The 20,780-nt window shown below is 69.7% G+C and carries 15 protein-coding genes; 7 read left to right on the forward strand and 8 right to left on the reverse strand.

The window, feature by feature from the left end:
- Positions 1-396: 396 nt before the first annotated feature.
- The 3 genes from ACYVF6_RS42640 (at position 397) to ACYVF6_RS42650 (ending at position 5,402) form a co-directional block, all read left to right on the forward strand.
- Entirely contained in the window at positions 397-1,926 is a 1,530-nt protein-coding gene (locus ACYVF6_RS42640; RefSeq protein WP_460531564.1) for a hypothetical protein, read from the forward strand.
- A 161-nt stretch (positions 1,927-2,087) separates the two neighbouring features.
- Positions 2,088-2,324 (forward strand): hypothetical protein, encoded by a 237-nt coding sequence (locus ACYVF6_RS42645; protein ID WP_460531567.1) that lies wholly within the window; start codon positions 2,088-2,090, stop codon positions 2,322-2,324.
- Positions 2,325-2,345: 21 nt separating this feature from the next.
- Entirely contained in the window at positions 2,346-5,402 is a 3,057-nt protein-coding gene (locus ACYVF6_RS42650) for a helix-turn-helix transcriptional regulator (RefSeq protein ID WP_460531570.1), read from the forward strand.
- 9 nt (positions 5,403-5,411) lie between these two features.
- Here ACYVF6_RS42650 and ACYVF6_RS42655 read toward each other — a convergent pair whose 3' ends face one another.
- The 3 genes from ACYVF6_RS42655 to ACYVF6_RS42665 form a co-directional block, all read right to left on the reverse strand.
- The gene (locus tag ACYVF6_RS42655; RefSeq protein ID WP_460531573.1) at positions 5,412-6,542 is read right to left on the reverse strand and encodes a peptidoglycan-binding protein; all 1,131 of its coding nucleotides are present in this window, start codon (positions 6,540-6,542) and stop codon (positions 5,412-5,414) included.
- 77 nt (positions 6,543-6,619) lie between these two features.
- Positions 6,620-8,020 carry a PQQ-dependent sugar dehydrogenase gene (locus ACYVF6_RS42660; protein WP_460531576.1) on the reverse strand — a complete coding sequence of 467 codons (1,401 nt, stop codon included), beginning with the start codon at positions 8,018-8,020 and terminating at the stop codon, positions 6,620-6,622.
- Positions 8,021-8,058: 38 nt separating this feature from the next.
- On the reverse strand, positions 8,059-9,174 hold the full coding sequence (locus tag ACYVF6_RS42665) for a GH12 family glycosyl hydrolase domain-containing protein (protein WP_460531579.1): 1,116 nt from the start codon (positions 9,172-9,174) through the stop codon (positions 8,059-8,061).
- 357 nt (positions 9,175-9,531) lie between these two features.
- On the opposite strand from ACYVF6_RS42665, the gene ACYVF6_RS42670 reads away from it, so the two are divergent.
- Together ACYVF6_RS42670 and ACYVF6_RS42675 are read left to right on the forward strand one after the other, a co-directional pair.
- The gene (locus ACYVF6_RS42670) at positions 9,532-10,626 is read left to right on the forward strand and encodes a hypothetical protein (protein WP_460531582.1); all 1,095 of its coding nucleotides are present in this window, start codon (positions 9,532-9,534) and stop codon (positions 10,624-10,626) included.
- Positions 10,627-10,698: 72 nt separating this feature from the next.
- Entirely contained in the window at positions 10,699-13,644 is a 2,946-nt protein-coding gene (locus ACYVF6_RS42675) for an ATP-binding protein (RefSeq protein ID WP_460531585.1), read from the forward strand.
- A gap of 140 nt (positions 13,645-13,784) precedes the next feature.
- On the opposite strand, the gene ACYVF6_RS42680 is transcribed toward ACYVF6_RS42675, so the two are convergent.
- The 3 genes from ACYVF6_RS42680 to ACYVF6_RS42690 all read right to left on the reverse strand — a co-directional run bounded on the left by ACYVF6_RS42680 (position 13,785) and on the right by ACYVF6_RS42690 (position 16,286).
- Positions 13,785-14,063: a hypothetical protein gene (locus ACYVF6_RS42680; RefSeq protein WP_460531588.1), complete on the reverse strand. Its 279-nt coding sequence runs from the start codon at positions 14,061-14,063 to the stop codon at positions 13,785-13,787.
- A gap of 64 nt (positions 14,064-14,127) precedes the next feature.
- Complete coding sequence (locus ACYVF6_RS42685) at positions 14,128-14,910, reverse strand: 3-ketoacyl-ACP reductase (protein ID WP_460531591.1); 783 nt, start codon at positions 14,908-14,910, stop codon at positions 14,128-14,130.
- On the reverse strand, positions 14,907-16,286 hold the full coding sequence (locus ACYVF6_RS42690; RefSeq protein ID WP_460531594.1) for a hypothetical protein: 1,380 nt from the start codon (positions 16,284-16,286) through the stop codon (positions 14,907-14,909). The genes ACYVF6_RS42685 and ACYVF6_RS42690 overlap by 4 nt, the downstream gene beginning before the upstream one ends.
- 1,152 nt (positions 16,287-17,438) lie before the next feature.
- Here ACYVF6_RS42690 and ACYVF6_RS42695 point away from each other — a divergent pair.
- The gene (locus ACYVF6_RS42695) at positions 17,439-18,278 is read left to right on the forward strand and encodes a helix-turn-helix domain-containing protein (protein ID WP_460531597.1); all 840 of its coding nucleotides are present in this window, start codon (positions 17,439-17,441) and stop codon (positions 18,276-18,278) included.
- A 65-nt stretch (positions 18,279-18,343) separates the two neighbouring features.
- The gene (locus tag ACYVF6_RS42700) at positions 18,344-18,925 is read left to right on the forward strand and encodes a dihydrofolate reductase family protein (protein WP_460531600.1); all 582 of its coding nucleotides are present in this window, start codon (positions 18,344-18,346) and stop codon (positions 18,923-18,925) included.
- Between the two features lie 143 nt (positions 18,926-19,068).
- On the opposite strand, the gene ACYVF6_RS42705 is transcribed toward ACYVF6_RS42700, so the two are convergent.
- Together ACYVF6_RS42705 and idi are read right to left on the reverse strand one after the other, a co-directional pair.
- Entirely contained in the window at positions 19,069-20,064 is a 996-nt protein-coding gene (locus ACYVF6_RS42705; RefSeq protein WP_460531603.1) for a class I SAM-dependent methyltransferase, read from the reverse strand.
- Positions 20,065-20,217: 153 nt separating this feature from the next.
- Positions 20,218-20,766, reverse strand: coding sequence for an isopentenyl-diphosphate Delta-isomerase (gene idi / locus ACYVF6_RS42710; RefSeq protein WP_460531606.1), 549 nt, complete (start codon positions 20,764-20,766; stop codon positions 20,218-20,220).
- Between the last annotated feature and the right edge of the window lie 14 nt (positions 20,767-20,780).

Genomic DNA, 20,780 nt, shown 5'->3' on the forward strand with positions numbered 1-20,780 from the left:
GCCGGCGCGGCCGTACGCTCGTCCGCGAGACCGCCGGAAGAGCCGGCCACGGCTGGCGCCCCTTGCGCGTGGCTCCGCGCCGACCCAATGATCCGCCGACCGCATTCACCGCAAATCGCCTGCTCCCGCTCCTGGTCGAGCAGGCTCAGCGGCTCCTGCGGGGCACGGTCGCAGTCTAGGGCCGGCCTCCCCGGCGATACCGATTTCTTGCAGCCGGGATACGCGATGCAACAAATCAAGCAACGGGTGGGGGCATCCTCCCGTACGATGGCGGCCATGCGAACGGGTGAGGAGTCACCTAAGACGCGTCGAGGGCGCCCATATCACCAGGCTCAGCCAATTTCGCTCCGTCCTGGCTGGCCTACTCAACAGTATCGTGTCGCGTGGTTGCTGCGGGTGAATCGGCTGCTCAGCGAAGACGAAGAACTCCGCCGCCTCGAGCCGTTCGCTGCCGCGTTTCTGGGTGGGAGCTGGCACCGGCAGATCAGCGCGAGCACCATCTCCCGCTGGGAGAACGCCCGCACCCGCGCACCGATGCTCGCGATCCGGCGTTACGAAGAACTCCTCGGTCTCGCACCCAACCAGCTCACGTCGGTCATCGACAGTATCTATCGCTACTGGGACTCCGGTTCGGACGGCAGGCTCGTCCTCGGCAGGCAAGCCGACCTGACGAGCGAGCAGACCCAGGAGCGCATCCAGTCGCTGCTCGAAGAAGCGATGTCGAGCGCCACCATGACCGGCCAGCAGTGGGACGAGCTGACCGCCTATCTCTCCGCCGGCTCGGAGTCCGTGCTGCTGCCGCGGCGCACCTGGTCGATCGTCGCCGAGCGGCTGGCAGCCGAAAGCATGATCTCGCACAACCTCGCGTGGATGCAGCGATACGAGTCGCTCAACCGCCTGTTGGCGCATCCGATGGCGCACAACGCCGCGATCGACGCCTGCGTCGGACTGGCAGCCGACAAGGCCAACCCGATCTCGATCGAACCCATCAGCATCCTCGACGGCAGCAACGCGGCCGAGGCGAGCAACCACGTGTTGCGGCAGCTCAAGACGCCGACGAACGACCGTACGTTTTATGGCGCGCTGCTCGCGTGTGTGCGAAAGTCGCGCAACCGCCAGTTCACCGCGCTGCAAACCAGGTACATCGTTCAAACTCTGCATCAGACCCGGTCCGACCCGACGTTCCTCGACGTCGCCTATCTCATCGCGCGCGAAATTGTCACACATCTGCCGGCCGGAATCGCGTCGGAAGAAGTCGCGTTCCTACGCCGGCTCGCCGCGGCGGGTCAGCGCTCGAACACGCTCGCCCACCCGTCGTTCGCGCAGCGCCGGATCTCGGCGACCCTCGCCGACATCGCCCGGGCCGGCATGCCCTCCGGCTTCTTCGACGACATGCTGCCGGCGCTGGCCCACGACATGCTGTTCAACGACAGCTTCGACGAGCGGCTCTACACCACGATGCTGATCTCCGCGAGCCCGTACAGCCGGCCGATCGCCCGGGCCCTGGTCGAGGAGCTGGCCGGCCGGCAGCCGCTGGACGCCGCACTCACCTGCGCGATGATCGACGCCATCCGCATCGTCGGTGACCGATCGGCGGCCGGTCCGGTCGCGCGCTACATCGGCCGGCCGGGCATCGATCCGAACGTGAGCCGGACCGCGGCTTACACCATCGGCCACCTCGACCGCGAAGGCGACGACCGGCCATGGGAACGCCTGATCGCCCACTCCCGGGCCGGCTGGCACCACCAGCACGCCGCATCGCAACTGTCCGTGCTCAAGGGCCTGGTCTACGGCCTGGGCATAGCGGGCCGAACCCAGCTGCTGGTCACCGTGCGCGACGATCTCGAGCTGCCCGCCGAAATCCGCGCTGCCGCGTCGTGGTGGCTGAACCTCCCTGCTTACGTCCGGGACAGCGCCGTGGCCTGAGGTCCTGAGGCCCCTTACTCCCCCGGATCCGCGAACTGAGGCCCCTTAGTAAGGGGTCCGCGAGCCGAACCCACGTGATCGTCCGATGTCCGGACCCCGCCCTCACGGCGAAGCTCTTAGTACATCGAGAACAAGAGCTGAACAGGACAACGGAGAAGAAGATGACGTTCACGGATTACATCGTGACCAGCGAGGCCAACTACCGCATCGAGCGCAGGCTGGCCGACGCCGAGAACCACCGGCTGCTGCGGCGGCTGCGGCGGGCTCGGAAGGCCGCCGCAGCGCTCGCTTTCGGCGCCAAGACCAACCAGGTGCCCCGGCAACGGAAGCCCCTCGACAAGGAACGGCCGGAGCAGGAACGACAGAGCACGAAGGCAGAGCACCGCGAAGCCGCGTGAGGTGTGCGTAGCATGCCAACTGTGCCACGTCTAGGTTCCGGAGTTCCCTTGATGGCCCGCAGCGCGGAGATCGACCGCCTGCGGGCCGCCTTGGCGCGTGCGGCCACGGGTACGGCCGGCGCCGTACTCATGTCGGGCGACGCCGGTGTCGGCAAGTCGCGGTTGCTCGACGAGCTGGTCGCGCTGGCCCGCTCGGAGGGCGCCGTCGTGCTGACCGGCCGCTGTCTCGACGTGGGTGAGTCCGGCCTGCCCTATCTCCCGTTCGCCGAGGCCATCGCCGACGCGTTCCCCGACGGCTCGGCCGACGCGCTGCGCTCGCGGCCCGCCCTGGCCCGGCTGCTGCCCGGCATGGCCGCCGGCGAGCCCGCCACGTCGAGCTCGTCCGCCGAGTCCGGCCCGCTGAGCAGCGGCCGCACACTTCTCGCCGACACCTCCCAGCCGGTCCCGATCGGGCCGGGCGGGCGGCGCCGTCCCGAGCCCGACATGGCGCAACTGCAGCTCTTCGACGCCGTACACAGCCTGCTGACCGAGCTTTCCGAGCAGGGCTGTGTCCTGCTCGCGATCGAGGACCTGCACTGGGCCGACGGCTCCACCCGTGACCTGCTGTCGTTCCTGCTGGCCCGGCTGCGCACACAGCAGCTGCTCGTGGTCGCGACCTATCGCAGCGACGACCTCCACCGCCGGCACCCGTTGCGCCCGCTGCTGGCCGAGTTGTTCCGGCTCCCGGCCGTCGAGCGACTCGACCTGGCCCCGTTCACGCCGGCCGACACCCGTGCGTTCATCACCGCGCTCGCCGAGGAAGCCCTGCCGGAAGACTTGGTCCAGCAGGCCGTGCAACGGTCGGAGGGCAACCCGTTCTTCGCCGAGGAACTGGTCGCCGCGCTCGCCGACTGTGGCGCCGACGCGCTGCCCGCCGCACTGGCCGACGTCCTGCTGTCCCGGGTCGAACGGCTGAGCCCGCCCGCCCAGCAGGTGGTCCGGGTCGCGGCGGTCGCCGGGCCACGCGTGCGGTACTCCCGCCTGCCCGCGGTCGCCGGGCTGCCCGAGCTCGAGCTGGAGGAGGCGCTGCGCGAGGCCGTCCAGCACAACGTGCTCGTCACGGTCGAGGCCGAGAACGCCTACGCCTTCCGCCACGCGCTGCTCGCCGAGGCGGTCTACTCCGACCTGCTGCCGGGTGAGCGGGTCCGGTTGCACGCGGCTTACGCGCGGCTGCTCGCCCGCGAGGTCGACGCCGGCACGCCCGGCGCCGCGGCCGAGCTCGCCCACCACGCGCTGCAGAGCAAGGACCTGCCGATGGCGTTCCACGCGTCGGTTCAGGCAGCCGACGAGGCCGGCGACGTCGGTGCACCGGCCGAGGCGCTCGGCCACATCGAAGGGGCGCTCGAGCTGTTGCACGCCGTAGCCAACGCCGAGCCGGGCGAGTTCGTCCTGCTGCGACGCGCCAGCCACTACGCCATCAGCTCGGGCGATCCCGAACGTGCGATCGCCTACGCCCGTTCGGCCGTACGCGCGGCCGACCAGGCGGGCATTCCCGAAAAGGCGGCACTGGCGCGACGGATCCTGGTGCAGAGCCTGTTCTCCCTCGACGGCACCGAGGCCGAGGCCACCAGGATCATCGAAGAGGCGTGGGACCTGCTGAAGGATCGCGAGCCGAGCGAGACCTCGGCGTGGGTGCTGGCGACGCTGGGCGCGATCCAGAAATGGAACGTCGAGACGCTGCCCCAGGCTCGCGAGTCGGTCGAGAACGCCGTCCGGATCGCCCGGCTCACCGGCGCCCGCGGAGCCGAGGCCGACGCGCTGATCACGCTCGCGTCCATCGAGAACAACCAGGGCCGGCTCGAGCTGGCCGACCAGCGACTGCTCGAGGCGCGCGACCGGGCGGTCGAGGCAGGCGCGCTGACCGCCGAGCTCCGTGTCCTGTTCGTCCTCGCGACCGGCCAGTACGAACAGGCCCGCTTCGACGAGGCGCTGCGGACGTTCGACGAAGGCGTCCGGCGGGCCAAGGAGACCGGGCTGTCGCTCAGCCCGTACGGCCTGGTGCTCCGCGCTCACCAGGCCGCGGTCAAGTACGTCACGGGCGACTGGGACGGTGCCCAGGAGGCGGCGGAGGCGTTCCAGGATGTCGACTTCGGCCTGGCGGGTGCGACCGTGGCGTCGGCGGGTCTGCCGGTGCTGGTGGGCCGTGGCGTCAACGACGCCGCCGAGAGGCTGATCGCCCGGCTGCGGGCCGGCCGCTATCCCGACACGATCATCTCGATGCTGACCAGCGCGGCCGGTGCGGAGCTGGAGTGCTGGCGCGGCCGGCCGGAACGAGCTGTGGAGCTCGTCGACGAGGGACTACGCAGGTTCGCCGAGCTCGGTGAGCCCTGGATGCTCGGCGGGATCCGGCTCGCGGCGCTCGGCATCGCGGCGGCCGCCGACCTGGCCGAACGCGCCCGGCGGCGGCGCGGTACCGATGCGGAACAGCAGGCCAAGGACGCCGGCTCGCGACTGCTGACACACGCGCGGACGACTGTCGAGAAGGGCAAGCCGCGTACGGGCGAGATGGGACCCGAAGGACTGGCCTGGATCGCCCGCGTGGAGGCCGAGGCCAGCCGGCTCGACGGTGCCGGCGACCCGAAGCTGTGGGCCGCGGTGGTCGAGGGATTCGGGTACGGCCATCGCTACGAGCAGGCACTGGCCCGCTGGCGGCTGGCCGGAGCCCTGCTGGCGACCGAGCACCGCGACGATGCCGCGGCCGAGCTCCGGCAGGCACAGTCGATGGCCGACCAGTTGGGCGCCGCGCCACTGGCCAAGGCGATCGCCGAGCTGGCCAGGCGCGGGCGGATCGGGCTCGCCCACGAGCAAGCCGGTCCCGCGGGCGCCGGTGGACAGCAGGAGACGCTGACGCCCCGGGAGCTCGCCGTCCTGCACCAGGTCGCGCTTGGGCAGACCAACCGGCAGGTCGGTGAGCAGCTCTACATCAGCGAGAAGACCGTCAGCGTCCATCTGTCGCGCGTGATGGCCAAGCTCGGCGCCGGCAGCCGTACCGAAGCCGTCGCGATCGCCTACGACCGAGGCCTCCTCACCACCGGCTGACCCGGGCCGTTACCGGCCGGCCTGCAGTGCGCCCCACGTCTGCGCGCCGACGATGCCGTCCGCGCCGAGGCCGCGGGAGCTCTGGTAGTCGATCACCGCCTGCCTGGTCAGCGGGCCGAAGTCGCCGTCGATCGAGACCGTACGTGCCAGCGCCGCCGTCAGCGCGCGTTGCAGGCGGCGGACCGCTTCGCCGGTCGAGCCCTGTTGCACGGTCGGCGTCGGGCCGGCCGACAGCAGCGCCGTCCACGTGCGCGCACCCACCACGCCGTCGGACGGGAGTGCCTTCGCGGTCTGGAACGCCTTCACCGCCTGCTCGGTCGACGCGCCGAACGTGCCGTCGTACACCGCCGGATCCTGGCCCGCACCACGCAGCAGGCACTGTGCGGCGCTCACCAGCCCGCCGGTCGAGCCGCTGCGGATCGTGGGGTACGCCGTGAAGTTCAGCGACACGCTGTCGCATGCGACCGTGCTCTGCACGAACGTCGTCGCGGCGGCCTCGCCCTGTGTACGGGCCTTGGTGGCGTCCTGGATCGGGGAGATCTTCACGTCCGGGAACAGGATGGAGCTCACGACCGCGCCGCTCGCCCCACCCACCCGCGGGTCGGGATCGACGCCGAGTTGCTCGGCGAGCTCGTACGATCCCTCGCCGATCGCTCCGGCCGGACCGAGGTCGCCGACCACCGCGTACGCCACCCGGTCGCCGTAGACAACGGCCGCGACGGTGCCGCAGCCGATGCCGGCCGTCCGGTAGTCCCACGTCGAGCTCGCGAGCGGTACGACGATGAACGGCAGGCCCGCGGAGTTCAGCGGCAGGCCGTCGGACTGAACGCAGGCCGTCTCCGGCTGGAACCACGGGTCGGTGTTCTCGTTGCACTGCGTCGTGCGCTGGCCGTCGCAGTCGATGTCCAGGTCGGCTGTCCAGAAGACGCCGCCGCTCCTGGAACACACCGCAGCCGTACGCGAGCCGCCGGCGTCGTGTGCGTACAGGCCGTTGCTCAGCTGGGTGCCGCACTGCTGGACTTTCGCCTTCAGCTCCGCTGCCGTGGGTCCGGCGAGCGGCCCCACGTCAGCGGCCGCACCGTTGGGCACGAGCAGCGTGCAGGCGAGTAGGGCGAGGACTGCCAACCACCGTCGAGACATCCGGGGCTCTCCCTTCCGCTCCGGACTATCGAGGCGGAAGGGAGAAGCGCGGGAGGGTCACGACACCAAGCTGCCAGCTAGCTGCAGCTTGTGCCGTTCAACGTGAAGCTCGCCGGCGTGCCGTTCGTACCGCTGTAGGTGCCCTGGAAGCCGAACGACTGACTGCCGCCCGCCGCGATCGTCGCGTTGTAGCCGACGTTCTGGGCGCTCACCGTCGAGCCGTTCTGCGCGACGGTGGCGTTCCACGCGTTCGTGACGCGCTGGTTGCCGGCGAACCCGAACGCCAGCGTCCAGCCGTTGATCGGGGCCGAGCCGGTGTTGGCGACGGTGACGTTCGCGGTGAAGCCGTCGTTCCAGGTCGTCGGCGTGTACGTCACCCGGCAGCCGGCCGGTCCGGGCGTGGGAGTCGGATCCGGCCCGGCGGAGAACGTCAACCGCAGGATGCGATCGTCGCCGGCACGCGGCGTGCCACGCCCGTCGGTGTTGTTGGTGACCAGCCACAACGAACCGTCCGGTGCGGTCGCGACGTTGCGCAGCCGACCGTAGGTCCCGTTGAAGAACGCGATCGGGTCGCCGTCACGCTGCCCGTTCGCGATCGGGATGCCCCACAGCCGCGTGCCGCGCAGCGCCGCCATCCAGATCGTGTTCTGGGCGAACGCGATCCCGGACGGAGACGCCTCGGCGGTGGTCCACTGCGCCACCGGGTCGACGAAGTTCGGATTGCCGGCCTGCCCCTCGACGGTCGGCCAGCCGTAGTTGCGGCCGGCCTGGATGAGGTTGAGCTCGTCCCAGGTGTTCTGCCCGAACTCGCTGGCCCACAGGCGGCCCTCGCCGTCCCAGGCCAGCCCTTGGACGTTGCGATGTCCCATGCTGTACATCGGGTTGCCGGCGGTCGGGTTGCCGGGCGCCGGCTGGCCCGCCGGCGTGAGACGCAGGATCTTGCCGCCGGGCGAGTTGGGGTTCTGGGAGTTGCTGCTGATGTTGGCGTCGCCGGTCGAGGCGTACAACATGCCGTCGGGTCCGAACGCGAGCCGGCCGCCGTTGTGGATGGTGGCCTTGGGAATGCCGCTGAAGATGACCTGCGGCTGGCCGAGCGTCGTGTCGTACGGCATCCGCACGATCCGGTTGTCGCCCGCGGCGGTGAAGTAGGCGTAGACGAAGCGATCGGTGGTGAACGTCGGTGCCACGGCGATGCCGAGCAGCCCGCCCTCGCCGCCGGGAACGACTCCCGGCACTGTACCGATGGTTGTCACCGTTCCGTTGGTCGCGATGCTCTTGACCTGGGCGGAGTTGCGTTCGGAGACCAGAGCGGATCCATCGGGCAGGAACGCCAGACCCCATGGAACATCGAGGCCGGTCGTGATCGTCGAGGCCACCGTCGGTGTCGGTGGCACCGCTGCCGACGCGGTGTCGACGGTCGCCGCGACGAACGCGACGGCCGTCACCGCGACGGCGGCGAGGGTCAGGGTCTTACGCACGATTCCTCCTTCAGCGTTGGGAAGAAGCAGGTACTGCGTCAGCCGGTGGAACAGGTGGTGCCGTTGATCGTGAAGTTCGTGGGCGAAGCGTTGGTACCGCTGTAGGTGCCCTGGAAACCGAACGTCTGACTGGCACCGGGTGCGATCGTGTTGTTGTACGCCATGTTTCGCGCGGTGACCGCTTGCCCGTTCTGTGTGACGGTAGCACCCCAGGCGTTGGTGACCTGCTGGTTGCCGGGGAACGAGAAGCCCGCGGTCCAGCCGTTGATCGTCGACGATCCGGTGTTGGTGAGAGTGAGGTCAGCGGTGAACCCGTTGTTCCAGCTCGTCGGCCGGTAGCCGACCCGGCAGGCGGTCGTGCCACCGCCGCCTCCCCCGCCGCCGCCTCCTCCGGACGACGTGACCGAGAAGTTGTTGACCGCGAGACCCGCGCCGCCGACCCAGGGTTCGAACCCCGCCTGGATGCTGGTGAGGTACCAGCTGCGCTGGGCGTACCCGCGGTTGATCGCGTCGCCGTAGAAGTCGTTGACCAGGAAGTCCATCGAGCTGGTCGACGACTGGCGTACGTAGGAGACGACGTTCCAGCCGATGTTGCCGAACCACACGTTCCAGGTGGCGCCGTTGATGGTCGCGGTGCCGACCTGCGAGCCGACCGGCTGGATCGAGCCCTGCCGGTTCAGCCAGATCATGATCTCGGCGCCGGTGTTCTGCCCGTCGGTACGCGGCGTGGGATCGAACCAGACGTCGTACGCCGCGTCCCAGGTGCCGCCGCCCGGGTAGGTCATGCTGACGCTGGTGCGGATGCTGTTGAACGCGCTGTTGCTGGCCTGCATCGGGAGGCCGGAGCCGGCCGAGCAGTTGGCGTAGTGGCAGCCGAAATAGACCGATGGGTACGACGCGGGCGCTCCGTTGGTCGGCTTGTTGTGGTTGGCGGTGGTGACCTGGAAGCCGGTGTTCGTGACGTTGATGCACTGCTGGGTGTCCGCACCCCAGACGTTGTTCTGCACGCGGTATCGCCCGGACTGGATGGACAGGTTCGCGAACTTCTCGCAGGTGAGGGTGTCGGCCTGCGCCGGAATCGCTGCACTGAGACCGGCGCCGAGCAAGCCTGCGACGAGCAGCCCTCCGGCCAGGGCGCGATAGCTGCGTCTCATGGGTTTCCCTTCAGGGTTCGACGTGGTTCGATGAATGGGAGCGCTCCCACAGACTTCTTTCGACCATCTTGGAGCAGCGGTACCGATTAGGCAATAGCCCAGTCCCAGCGCCGATGCCGGTTCTCGACGTACTTGTTACGGGTTGTCGCGCAAGTGAGGGTCCGGGTTCTTGACGATGTGTGACAACGATGCGGTCCGCAATTCTTCGAATCGCCTGACGTGGAGGGCTGACGGCCACTAGTTTGCTTGCCTGGCAAAGGGATTGGGCCCCCATGCACACGTTGGCGAGAAGGGACAATTGTGCCAACGAGCCCGAGCCCATCCCCTGGCCGGCACTCCCGCCGTAAGACGATCCAATTGCAGAAGGCCGCGTATCAGGCTGCCACTTCGACCTGGTTGCGCGACCACAATCTTCTCGAGCTGCTGGCCAAGACGGCCAGCGGTGCCACCGAGCAGCCGAGCGAGCCCCCACCGCCGTGGCTGCGGCTGCAACGCCGCGAAACCGTGATCTGGTCGGGCTCTGGCGTACGGCTGGTCTCCAACGAGCAGCCGACGCCGGCTGTCTATACGGTCTATACCGCCTATTCCGAGATCACGTTGCCGCAGTTGCTCGGCCCGTTCAACGGTGAGCTGCCAGCCGATGTGCGGGTCATCGATACGGGGCTGGCCGTTATCACCACCACCCGGGTGCTCTTCGCGGGTTCGAAGCATCGCAGGGAATGGTCGTACTCCAGGATCAAAGGCATCTCACACGTTCCGGACGCGCCGGCGACACTTTTCCGGCTGGCCGTGCCGAAGGTGTTCGGTCTGCTGCCACCGGAGCCGATCGCGATCGAGTTCCGGTTCCTGCTGGGACTGGCGCTCGCCGATCGGGCGAAGGCGCGGCACGTGCTCGCCAGCCGGATGGATCGGTTGCTCGCCGAGCATCGGATGGTCCGGCCGGTTGCTCCGGTTCCGCCCCAACGCCGGGCGCCGAGGACGGCGGTCATCGCCGCCGCCGTGGTGGCGACCGTCCTTGCGGGGTTGGGATTCTTCTGGCTGCGTACGACATACCAGAACGCGCCCGCGGCCGCGGTCAACCCGGTGACCGTCACGTCGCAGGCCACCGCGGCCGGAACGAAAGCGAGGCCCACGCCGGCAACGACGCGTACAACCCCGGCCGAGCCCGGACCGACGGCGACGCCGACCACGACAGCTGCCGAGCCCACCCCGGACTCGACCAGCGCCGGGTTGTGCGGGGCTCCGGACAACCCGTACGACTACAACTTCTGTGACGGCTCGCTCGAATATGACCCCGATCCGCAAGTCTGCGAATACTTCACCTGCATCGTGGACTTCTCGTCCGGGCGGGGCTTTCTCGTGCTGTGCGACGACGGCATGATCAGCCTGTGGGGCGGTTTTCGCGGTGTCTGTGGCGAGCATGGAGGTGTACGCCAGCCGGTCTATCGCTGAAACCTTTGGGAATGCGCTCGCTGTGTTCTGCGGAACACAGCCGGCGCGTCCAGAATCCGCCAAAATAGCGGTATGAGCGCGGCGACGTCACCGGAGTTGCCGTCCGGTGTCGTCTCCGCTGCCGCTTCGGTCGAGAGCGCGATGCTCGCGATGCCCTCCAACCGGCCTTCGTCCGAGCCGAGCGTCTGGTGTCTCGGCCGCGAGAACGAGCTCGAGGCGATCGGGCGGGTGCTCCAGGACAAGGCATCGGCGCCGCGGGCCGTCGTACTCGAAGGCGAAGCCGGCATCGGCAAGTCGACGGTCTGGGGTGCCGGTCTCGCGCACGCGATGCGCAGCGGCTACCTCGTGCTGTCCACGCGCGCGAGCCAGAGCGAGACCGCGCTGTCGTTCGCCGGCCTCAGCGACTTGTTCGCCGAGGTGGTCGACGACGTGCTGCCGCACCTACCCGAACCGCAGCGGGTCGCGCTGGAGGTGGCGCTGTTGCGGCGCTCGCCGGGCCGGCACCCGTCCAGCCGGCGAGCGGTGGGCGCGGCCGCACTGTCGGCCCTTCGCCGGCTGTGCTCCACTCGCCGCGTCCTGCTGGCGATCGACGACGTGCCGTGGCTCGACCGGGCGACGGCCGACACGTTGCGGTTCGCGCTGCGCCGGCTGCGGACCGAGCCGCTCCGGCTGCTCGTCACCCGGCGGATCGCCGACGGGCTACAGGCCGCGCCGGCTGACGGGGCTCCCCTGCAGGAGCTGGTTCCGGTCGAGATGATCGAACGCCGGCGGCTCGGCCCGCTCGACGCGAAGGCGATCGGGCGGCTGCTCGACGAACGGCTCGGCGCGCCGCTTCCCGCACAGTCGGTCCGGCTGCTGGCCGAACGTACGGCCGGAAACCCGTTCTGGGCGCTGGAGGTCGGCGCCGCCCTGGCCGGCAACGACGCGGGCGACGATTCGGGCAGCGGCGAGCTGCCCGTCCCCGGCTCGCTTTCGGCGCTGGTCGCCGAGCGGGTCGCCGCGATTTCGTCGCCGGCCCGCGAGGCGCTGCTCGTGGTTTCCGCGCTGTCGCACCCGCCGGCCTCCTTGGTGCTGCGGGCGCTGGCCGGCGTCGTACCCGATCCGCCGGAAGCGATCGACGACGCCGTGCTCGCCGGCGTCGTCTCGGAGTCGGCCGGACGGCTGCGGCCGAGCCATCCGCTGCTGGGCTCCGCGGCGCTCGACCGGTTGCCGCGCTCGTCCCGGGCCGCCCTGCACCGCAGGCTCGCGGCGGTCGTGTCCGATCCCGAGCAGCACGCGCGGCACCTCGCGCTGGCCGGCCACGGCGGGCCGGACGCCAAGGTGGCGACCGCGCTGGACGTCGGCGCGGAGGCCGCCCGGATCAAGGGAGCCGGCACCGCGGCGGTCGAGCTCGCCGAACTGGCGATCTCGTTCACGCCGCCGGACCTGACCGGTGAGCTGGCCCGCCGGCGGATGCGGGCCGCCGAGCTGCTGTTCGGGCTCGGCGAGCTGGAAGGCGCCGAGGCGCACGCGGCCGCGGTCAGGCGTACGGACGTGACGGCCGACGAGTATCGCCGGCTGCTGCCGATGTACGTCGAGGCGACGTTCTGGCACCAGGGCCGCGATGCCGCGCAGGCCCTCGTACGGCAGGCGGTCGACGAGTCTGGCGACGACCGGCACCTGCACGCCGTCGCCCTGGCGATGGCCGCCGACGTCGGGGACGGGCGGACGTCGCAGCTCGAGCTCACCCGGCAGGCACTGGCGGAGTTCGACCGCGTACCCGGCGAGCCGGACCCGGTCGGCCTGATCACCGCGCTGGTGATGCAGGCATCGCTGCGGCTCTCCGCAGGAGAAGGGCTCGACTACGCCCTGGTCGAACGCGCGGAGGCCGTCGAGCAGCGGGCGCCGTGGATGCCGCTGGCCAACCGGCCCAGCGTGATCCGGGGGTTCTGGCTGCGGGTGGTCGAGGACCTCGACGGCGCGCGGTCGGCGCTCACGCACACACTCACCTGCGCTCGCCGCCACGGCGACGAAGGGGCGCTGCCGGTGTTGCTCGGGCACCTGGCGCTCACCGAGTGCTGGGCCGGTCGTTATGCCGAGGCGGCCGAGGCGGCCGACGAAGGGCTGCGGCGGATCCACTCCGGTGAGCTGACGACTCACGTCCTGCATGCGGCCCGCGGTCTGCTGTACGCGCTGACGGGCGACCTGACCGCTGCTTCCACGTTGATGGAGGAACGCCTCGGCGGAACCACCCGGCCGGCCGACGACCACCAGGCGCTGCACTACCTTCCGGTGCTCGGGCAGGTCGCGTGGCTGCGCGGGAACAGCCGGCGGTCGGTCGAGCTGATCTCGCGCGCACTGGCCGGCGCCCGCCGGATCGGCTGGCTCGACCCTGGGCGGCGGCTGCACCCGGAGGCCACGTACGGCCAGGCGCTGATCGACATCGGCCGGCTCGACGAGGCGTCCGACCTGGTGGACGAGCTGCGCTCGCTGAGCTCGCGGTCGTCACAGCCCCGCCCGATGCTGCTCGGCCTCGCCTCGCGTCTCGACGGCCTCGTCCACGCCGCCCGCGGCGACCTGGACGCGTCGGTGCCGCTGCTGGAGCGAGCGGTCGTCGAGCACGCGCGGTCGCAGTTCCCGCTGGAGCACGGGCGGAGCCTGCTGGCACTGGGCCAAGTCCACCGCCGGCGGCGTGCCAAACCCCAGGCGCGGCGGGCGTTCGAGGGAGCGCTGGAATGCTTCACCCGGCTGGGGGCGCGGCCCTTCGCCGACCTCGCGCAGGCCGAACTGGACCGCGTCCACCCGGGGCGGGCAGGCGCGGCACTGACCAAGACCGAACGCCGGGTGGCCGAACTGGTGGCCGCGGGCCTGACCAACCGGGAGGTGGCGGCGCAGCTGTTTTCGAGCGTCCGCACAGTCGAGGGGCATCTGGCGGCGGCGTACCGAAAACTGGGGGTCCGTTCGCGCACCGAACTCGCCCGGGCCATGCCCAGCGCCCCGGTCGACCGAGGCGGACAGCCGGCACCCCCGGAGACGTAGCGGCAGTCGCACGCGCCGGCCAACCGCGGCACCACCATGCGGCTGTTCTCCCAGCGCACGCATGGCCTGGAGCCAGCCGAGTCCTCCGCTTCGACGGCGGGCCGGACGTGCGGCGTAGGTTCGCGGTCCGAGCCCGGTCGCTATGCCGGCCGCGGGTGATCGAAGCGGACAGCCGGCAGCACGCGGGACGTGGCCGGGAGGCCGCTGCGCCGCACGATTTCCAGTACCGTCGCCGCGTCTGGTGCGTCGATCGTCGACAGGCAGACGCGTTCGGTGGCGATGAACAACGAGTAGCCGTAGTCGACCTCGACCCCCGCGGCCGCTGCCTCCGCGACAGTCTCGCGCAGCCGGGTCAGTTCGGCGGCGAGGTCGCCCAGGTCCTCGATCGGCAACGGTCGGGAGACGACGAATGCGGCCACACGCGGACCCTACGCAGCGGTCCGTCGAGAAGAACCCGTGAAACTACCTGATTCCCCGTCCGTCCTACAGAACGCGCAGGTGGAACCCGCCGTCGACGTCGATCACCTGGCCGGTGCTGAACGGCAGCAGATCCTTCGCGACCGCGACCACCGCCTTGCCCACGTCGTCGGGGGTTCCCCAACGGCGGATCGGCGTCACGCCGTCCTCGAAGATCAGTTTGTCGTACTTCGCCTTCACTGGTCCGGTCATGTCGGTGTCGACGATGCCCGGCCGGATCTCGTACACGTTGATGCCGTACTCCGCCAGCCGCGCGGCGTACAGCGACGTCATCATCGCCAGGCCCGCCTTGGCCAGGCAGTAGTCGCCGCGGTTGAGGCTCGCGGTGTACGCGCTGATCGACGAGATCGTCACGATCTTCGGCCGCTCGACCTCGCCGGCCTCGACCTGCGCGATCATCTGCTTGGCGACGGCCTGGGTGAGGAAGTACGGCCCCTTGAGGTTGATCCCGATCAGGCGGTCGAACGACTCCTCGCCTGCCTCGAGCAGGTCGGCCCGTACGTTCGGCGCGACGCCCGCGTTGTTGACCAGCAGGTCGATCCGGCCGAACGCCTCGCGGGCCTCGGCGACGAGCCGCTGCCGGTCCTCGGAGACCGAGATGTCGGCCTGGACGAGGTGCGCCTGACCACCGATGTGCGCGATCTCCTTGCCGACGGCCTGCGCGGCCTCGGCGTTGCTCGCGTAGTTGACGACGAGGTCGAACCCCTCGGCGGCCAGCGCGGTCGCCACGCCACGGCCGATCCCGCGGGAGGCACCGGTGACGAGCGCGACCTTGCGTCCGGCGTTCATCGGTTGCCGCCGAAGAAGGTGTAGTACGGCTTGTCCTGTGCCACTCGCTGAACGTAGAGCGCGACCTCGCGGGCGTGGTAGTCGCCCCACATGCAGGCTTCGCCGTTGGGGATCTGCTGGCCGGGGCGTACGTTGTCCCAGCCGTTCGGGCGGTGGTAGATCGAGTGCAGCAGCAGGCCTTGGTGGGCGGGGTCGACGCTGAGGTACGGCTCGTCGAGCAGCGACTGGCAGACGGTGAGACCGGCTTGCCAGTAGCGCTTGCCCTCTGCGTCGGCGTTGCCGAGGTAGTGGCCGAGTCGCAGCAGGCCCTGCGCGGCGATCGCGGCGGCCGAGGAGTCGATCGGCTCGTGGGCGTTGAACGGGTCGGACGGGCGGTCGAGGTAGTCGCCGAGCTGCACCAGGCCCGGGGCGCCGGTGTCCCAGTACGGAACGCCGTCGGTGGGCGTGTTCTCGATGTAGAAGTCGCAGGTGGCTCGGGCCGCCTTGAGCAGCATGCCCTCAACCGCCTGCCGTCCGCCGTACGGCTCGAACTCCTCGTCGGCGAGCGTGGCGACGAACTCCAGCAACTCCGGATACCCGGCGACTGCCCAGGCGAGGCCGCGGGTCCAGGTGCTGAACGGCGAGTAGCCCTGCTGGGTGCTGGGGGCGCGGAACTGGCCGTCGTTGACGTTGAACAGTGCCTCGTGAACCGTCCGGCCGCGTACGTCGTAGGAGTCGCGGCCTTCGCCGTAGTAGACGTTCCAGCGGGCGGTGTTGCTCGCGTGCTCGAGCATCCTGCCCAGCAACGAGATCTTCGCGTCGTGCTCGCCTTGGAGGACGTGGCCGAGTTGGTGGGCCAGACCGAGCACGCGGCAGGAGCGGATGGTGTCGACGAAGAGGGACTGGGGGCCGTTGAACGAGTAGATGTAGCCGGTGCCGTCGGCGGTCTTCGTCCAGCGGGCGGCTTGGACGGCACCGGAGACCTTGAGGGCGAGCTCGTAGAAGTCGCGTTCGGCCTGGTTGTCCTCGATGGCGCCCTCGTTCATCAGACGCCAGAGGTTGCCGTAGGTGCTGACGTTGTTGAAACCATGATCGTGAACGCCCACGTGGCTGACGTGGGGGGCCATGGCCTTGACGGTGAGGTGGCGGCCGCTGTCGAGGAAGGTCTTGTCGCCGGTGGCGTCGAACTGGAGGATGTGGGCGCCGTACTGGAACCCTTGGGTCCACTCCGTCCAGCCGCGAGCGGTGTACTGCCCGTCGACCGTGAACACGGGCGACGGCTGGCCGGGCGGGCAGGTCTTCTCGATCGAGTCGATCTTGGCTGCGGACGCCTCCCACAACCGGTCGATCCCTGGCAGCAGGTCCGCCGCCGTCAGGTCGTCCTTGATCTTCACCATTTGATGTATCTCCTACCCGGGCCCTGCGTGGACGGCACTCAGCCTACGGGAAAGCGTATTCCGAGCGCCACCATCGCGACCACCCCGGCTGCCGAGAGAAGCGCGGCTCCCCGCGGTGATGACCTGGAGGTGGAGCAGCCGCCAAAGTGGGACCGAGTCCCATCTGGTACCGAGTACCACTCGGGACTGAGTCTCTTCTGGTACCGAGTACCAACTGGCGCCCAGTACCAAACGGGACTCAGTACCAAACGGGACCGAGTCCCGCGCAGGGCTGAGCGTTAAGTGGTACTGAGTTCCAGATGGAACCGGGTACCAATTGGGACTGGGTCCCGTTTGGTACTGGGTACCGCGCGGGACTCAGTACCAGATGGGACTCAGTACCAGGTCGGCGGCGCCGAGCGAGCGCCGCCGCGCAAGCTCGTCACCGCAGCACGGGCCCATTCGGAACAGCGTGCGGCGGCCGACTAGCCCGGCCACCGACTGCCGCGGCCCGACCCTGGCCGACCCGGCGGCTTCGGCCGGCGCGTGGCCGACTAGCACGGTGGGCTCGTCGCCACGGCTCATGCGGTGGCGAGCGCATCCGGGCTCGGACTGCTCGGCGCACCGCACTGCGGCCTCGGCTCGCCGAATGGCGCTCGGCCGGCTCGATGGGCTCGGGCCGGCTCGCTGAGCTCGGGCCGGCTCGATGGGCTCGGGTCGTTAGCTGGATCTGCGTCACGGCCTCGGCTCGCCGAATGGCGCTCGGCCGACTCGATGGGCTCGGGCCGGCTCGATGGGCTCGGGCCGGCTCAATGGATCTGCGCCACGGCCTCGGCCGGTGCGATCCCCCGGCTCGCTCGGTCGCCGATGATCTCAAGCTGGCCCGGCGACTTCGGCCGGCGCATGGTCGATCGGCGCACAGCGGCTTTCCAGGCTCTTCACAATGCAAAGTGCCTTCGGTGACACTGATGCGCCGATTGTCGTCGAACTCGCGCAAAACCAGATCTACAAGGCGTTCCGGCAGATCGGACGCGTGATGCGGACCGGCCCTGCTCCGGTCCCTCGCTGACTCGAGGCGTCCGGGCAGGGCTTTGCGCGGGCTCGATGCCGGCGGCAGCGCGGCCAGACCGTCCCAGCGCGCGATGCCAGCGGCGCGTCGGCGATGCTGTGGGCGTGGAGTACGTGTCCAGAGTGCCGCGACCGCCGCTGGACGGGCTGATCGACGACCTCTACTACCTGGAGGGTGCGCCGCCGTACGCCCGGCTGACGCTGCCGCCGATGCCGGCGGCGTTGCTCATCGTCAACCTCGGGGCGCCGTTCCGAATCCGCGGCGGCACCGACATCGAGACGGCGGAGTACGCCGACGGCTGCGTGGTCACCATGCCCACCCGCGCGTTGGAGTTCGGCTATCCGCCGGGGACCCGGTCGGTCGGGGTGCACGTCAAGCCGTGGGGGCTGGCGCCGTTTCTGCCGATGCCCGCGGCCGAGCTGTGTGACCGGCCGGTGACGGTAGAGCAGGTTTGGGGCCGCCCCGCCGTTGCTGAGCTGCGGGACCGGCTGGCCACGGCGGCCGGACCGCACGAGATGCTGACGCTGCTCGAGGACGAGCTGATGCGACGGCTCGGCGAGACCGCCGGCCTGGGGCTGGTCCGCCATACGAGCAGTGTCATCGCGGCGACCAGCGGGGCGGTGGCGATCGGCGACCTGAGCGTGGCAGCCGGTGTCAGCAGCACTCATCTGGCACAGCGGTTCAAGGAGCTCATCGGCGTCACGCCGAAGCGGCTGGCCCGCACCTACCGCTTCGCCGCCACCGTGTTCGCGATCAACCCCGCCGCACCGATCGACTGGGCCGGCCTCGCCGGTGGCGCAGGCTACTTCGACCAGGCCCACTTCGGCCACGAGTTCCGGGCGTTCACCGGGCTCACGCCGACCCGGTACGTCGAAGTCCGGCGGCGGTTCCTGCGCGAACATCCCGGCCACGTGATGGACGGCTGGCCGCTGCCGGCCGATTGATTTCTTACAAGAGCGACAGCTCACGACCCGCTAATTTGGGGCACCCCAAAGCAGAGGAGAGCCCCGTGGGCAAGGTGGTCATGTACAGCTCGGTGTCGGTGGACGGCTTCGTCGCGGACGAGAACGACCAGCCCGGACCGCTGTTCGACTGGCTGTCCAACGGTGACGTCCCGTTGGACGAGAGCGGCGAGGTGAAGGTGTCGCAGACGTCCTACGACTACACCCGGCCGTACTGGAACCAGATCGGGGTGACAGTTGTCGGCCGCCACGTCTTCGACCTGACCGACGGCTGGGACGGCAAGCCGCCGGGCGGGATCGACCACGTGGTCGTCGTGACCCACCGGCCGCAGCCCGAGGGCTGGGACCCCGAGGCACCGTTCCACTTCGTCGACGGCGTCGAGGCCGCCATGGCCAAGGCACAGGAACTTGCGGGCGACCGCACGGTCGAGGTCGCCGCCGGCGATGTCGGTGGCCAGGTGCTTGCCGCAGGCTTCGTCGACGAGGTGCGCATGGACGTCGTACCCGTGGTGTTCGGGTCCGGCAAGCGCTACTTCGGGTCGGTCCACGCGCAGCACCTGTTGGAGGATCCTGACGTGATGATTCAGGGCAACCGGGTGCTTCACCTGCGCTATCGGGTGCGCCGTTGACCGATCTGAGCGGGTACGCGAAGAAGTCCACCGCGAACGGTGACACAAGATCGGGCATTGCGGCCCGGGCCGGCTTGGTGGCCTCGTGGAGCTCCGTCAACGCAGCACCCGGGCTGCGGCTGCGATCTTCCGCTGCTCTCCGGCTACGCCGTCGTGCGACCACCGCTGCGGGCGATGGAGATGACGCGGCCCGGCAGGGCGAGGAGCTTCCCCGGGCTGCGAGCCTCCGCGAACGCGCGCCCCAGCTGGAAGGAGGTCGACCCCCGCAGGGCAGCCTCGCGCGCTTTGAGGTCTTCGACCTGCTTCTCCAGCTTCTCCTGCTCCGCCCCCAAAGCAGGTGAAGCCTGGTCGGCCAGTGCGCGCCCCAAGGCGACCAGCGTCCTGAAGAAGTGCGCCTCGATCTCCTTCAGCCGCGCCGCCTCCTCCGCCCCCTCAAGGGTGCCGCCGCGTTTGACGATGGCGAGGTTCAGCCATTCCTGGGCGCTCGACCCCGAGCCACTCACGTGGACGCCGGCCAGCAGCAGCGACACATCAGCGCCGAGCTCCGACGCCATCGCCGTCGTCTCACCGGAGCGGTGGCGGATGTAGAAGTCGCTCGCGCCCGGCAGGATGTCCCATTGGTGCAGGCCGTGGTAGTCCTCGTACTTGCCGGTCTCGATCAGGGTCTTGATCACCACGATGCCGCCCGGCTTGGCGCAGCGCAGCATGTTCCGCACGACCTCGACCGGATCGTAGGAGTGGTCGAGCGCGTTCTGGATGTGAACGATGTCGAAGCCGTTCTCACCAAATGTCGAGGCCAGTTGCTCACCCTCGCACGCCGTAAGGACGACCGACGGGTTGACGCCGTGCTTCTCCAGCAGCGAGTTGTAGAGATCGGCCAGCGGGTCGCACGCGGTGATGTCGACCGGCTTGGAGTAGGTGCCGATCACAACAGGCGCCGGGCCGCAGCCGACGTCGAGGATTGTGGCCTTGTCGTCGGGTACGAGATCGACCAGGCCGGGCAGCAGGTCGTTCGCCGGCTTCGGACGACGGTATCTCCACTGGAACGCCCCGACGTTCTTCCCGATCGTCCGGTCCCAGTAGGACACCTCGTGGTCTACCGAATCGGCCCATACCGCCTTGGGGTCAGGCGACGCCATCCGTGTCTCCGCTCTGTCCAGCGCCTGGTCATGGAAGGAATCAACGCATGGTGCCAGGGACCAGACCTCAGAGCGCGGAACGAACCGTTAACAACACGCGAACACCGCGTGTAGAAGGCATTCGCTCCTGGGGGTTGAACCCAAACACGGATATCAATGCGTGAGATTCAACGGCATGCTGCCGATCACGATGGACAGGACGCCGGCCAGCCAAGGCGTGTAGGAGTCCTTGTGCCGATCGAGGTCCATGCGCAAATGGTTCATCGGCACCCAGCGAAAGTCGGCGACTTCAGCCGGATCGGGTTGGGGAGCCACGCCGTCCCAGGTGCCGATGAGGACGTGGTCGTATTCGTCCTCGACCCGCCCGGTGGCCTGGTCGGTCGCGCGGTACGGATAGACGCCGATCTCGTCGAGCATCAGGGCGCTGAGCCCCAGCTCGTCGCGTAGTCGCACCGCGGCCGCCGAGGGCACGTCCTCCCCTGGCTCGGGATGGCCGCAGCAGGTGTTGGACCACCGCAGCGCGAAACGGGTCTTGACCTCCGCCCGCTGCTGCAGCAGCACCCGCCCAGCACGATCGCGCAGCATGACGGAGAACGCGCGGTGCCTGCGGCCGGGGAACTGGTGCGCCTCGGCGACCGTGGTGGAACCGATCGCATGCCCGGCCGCGTCGACCAGCTCGACCAGGGAACTTTCGCGATCCATCAGTCGCCTCCTCG

It is taken from the genome of Flindersiella endophytica (genome assembly GCF_054779015.1).

Bases quoted from the DNA above. Each gene is read 5' to 3' on its own strand.
- ACYVF6_RS42675 (WP_460531585.1), top strand. From the start codon at position 10,699: ATGAGCGCGGCGACGTCACCGGAGTTGCCGTCCGGTGTCGTCTCCGCT.
- ACYVF6_RS42690 (WP_460531594.1), bottom strand. From the start codon at position 16,286: ATGGTGAAGATCAAGGACGACCTGACGGCGGCGGACCTGCTGCCAGGG.
- ACYVF6_RS42665 (WP_460531579.1), bottom strand. From the start codon at position 9,174: ATGAGACGCAGCTATCGCGCCCTGGCCGGAGGGCTGCTCGTCGCAGGC.
- ACYVF6_RS42655 (WP_460531573.1), bottom strand. From the start codon at position 6,542: ATGTCTCGACGGTGGTTGGCAGTCCTCGCCCTACTCGCCTGCACGCTG.
- ACYVF6_RS42705 (WP_460531603.1), bottom strand. From the start codon at position 20,064: ATGGCGTCGCCTGACCCCAAGGCGGTATGGGCCGATTCGGTAGACCAC.
- idi (WP_460531606.1), bottom strand. From the start codon at position 20,766: ATGGATCGCGAAAGTTCCCTGGTCGAGCTGGTCGACGCGGCCGGGCAT.
- ACYVF6_RS42645 (WP_460531567.1), top strand. From the start codon at position 2,088: ATGACGTTCACGGATTACATCGTGACCAGCGAGGCCAACTACCGCATC.
- ACYVF6_RS42685 (WP_460531591.1), bottom strand. From the start codon at position 14,910: ATGAACGCCGGACGCAAGGTCGCGCTCGTCACCGGTGCCTCCCGCGGG.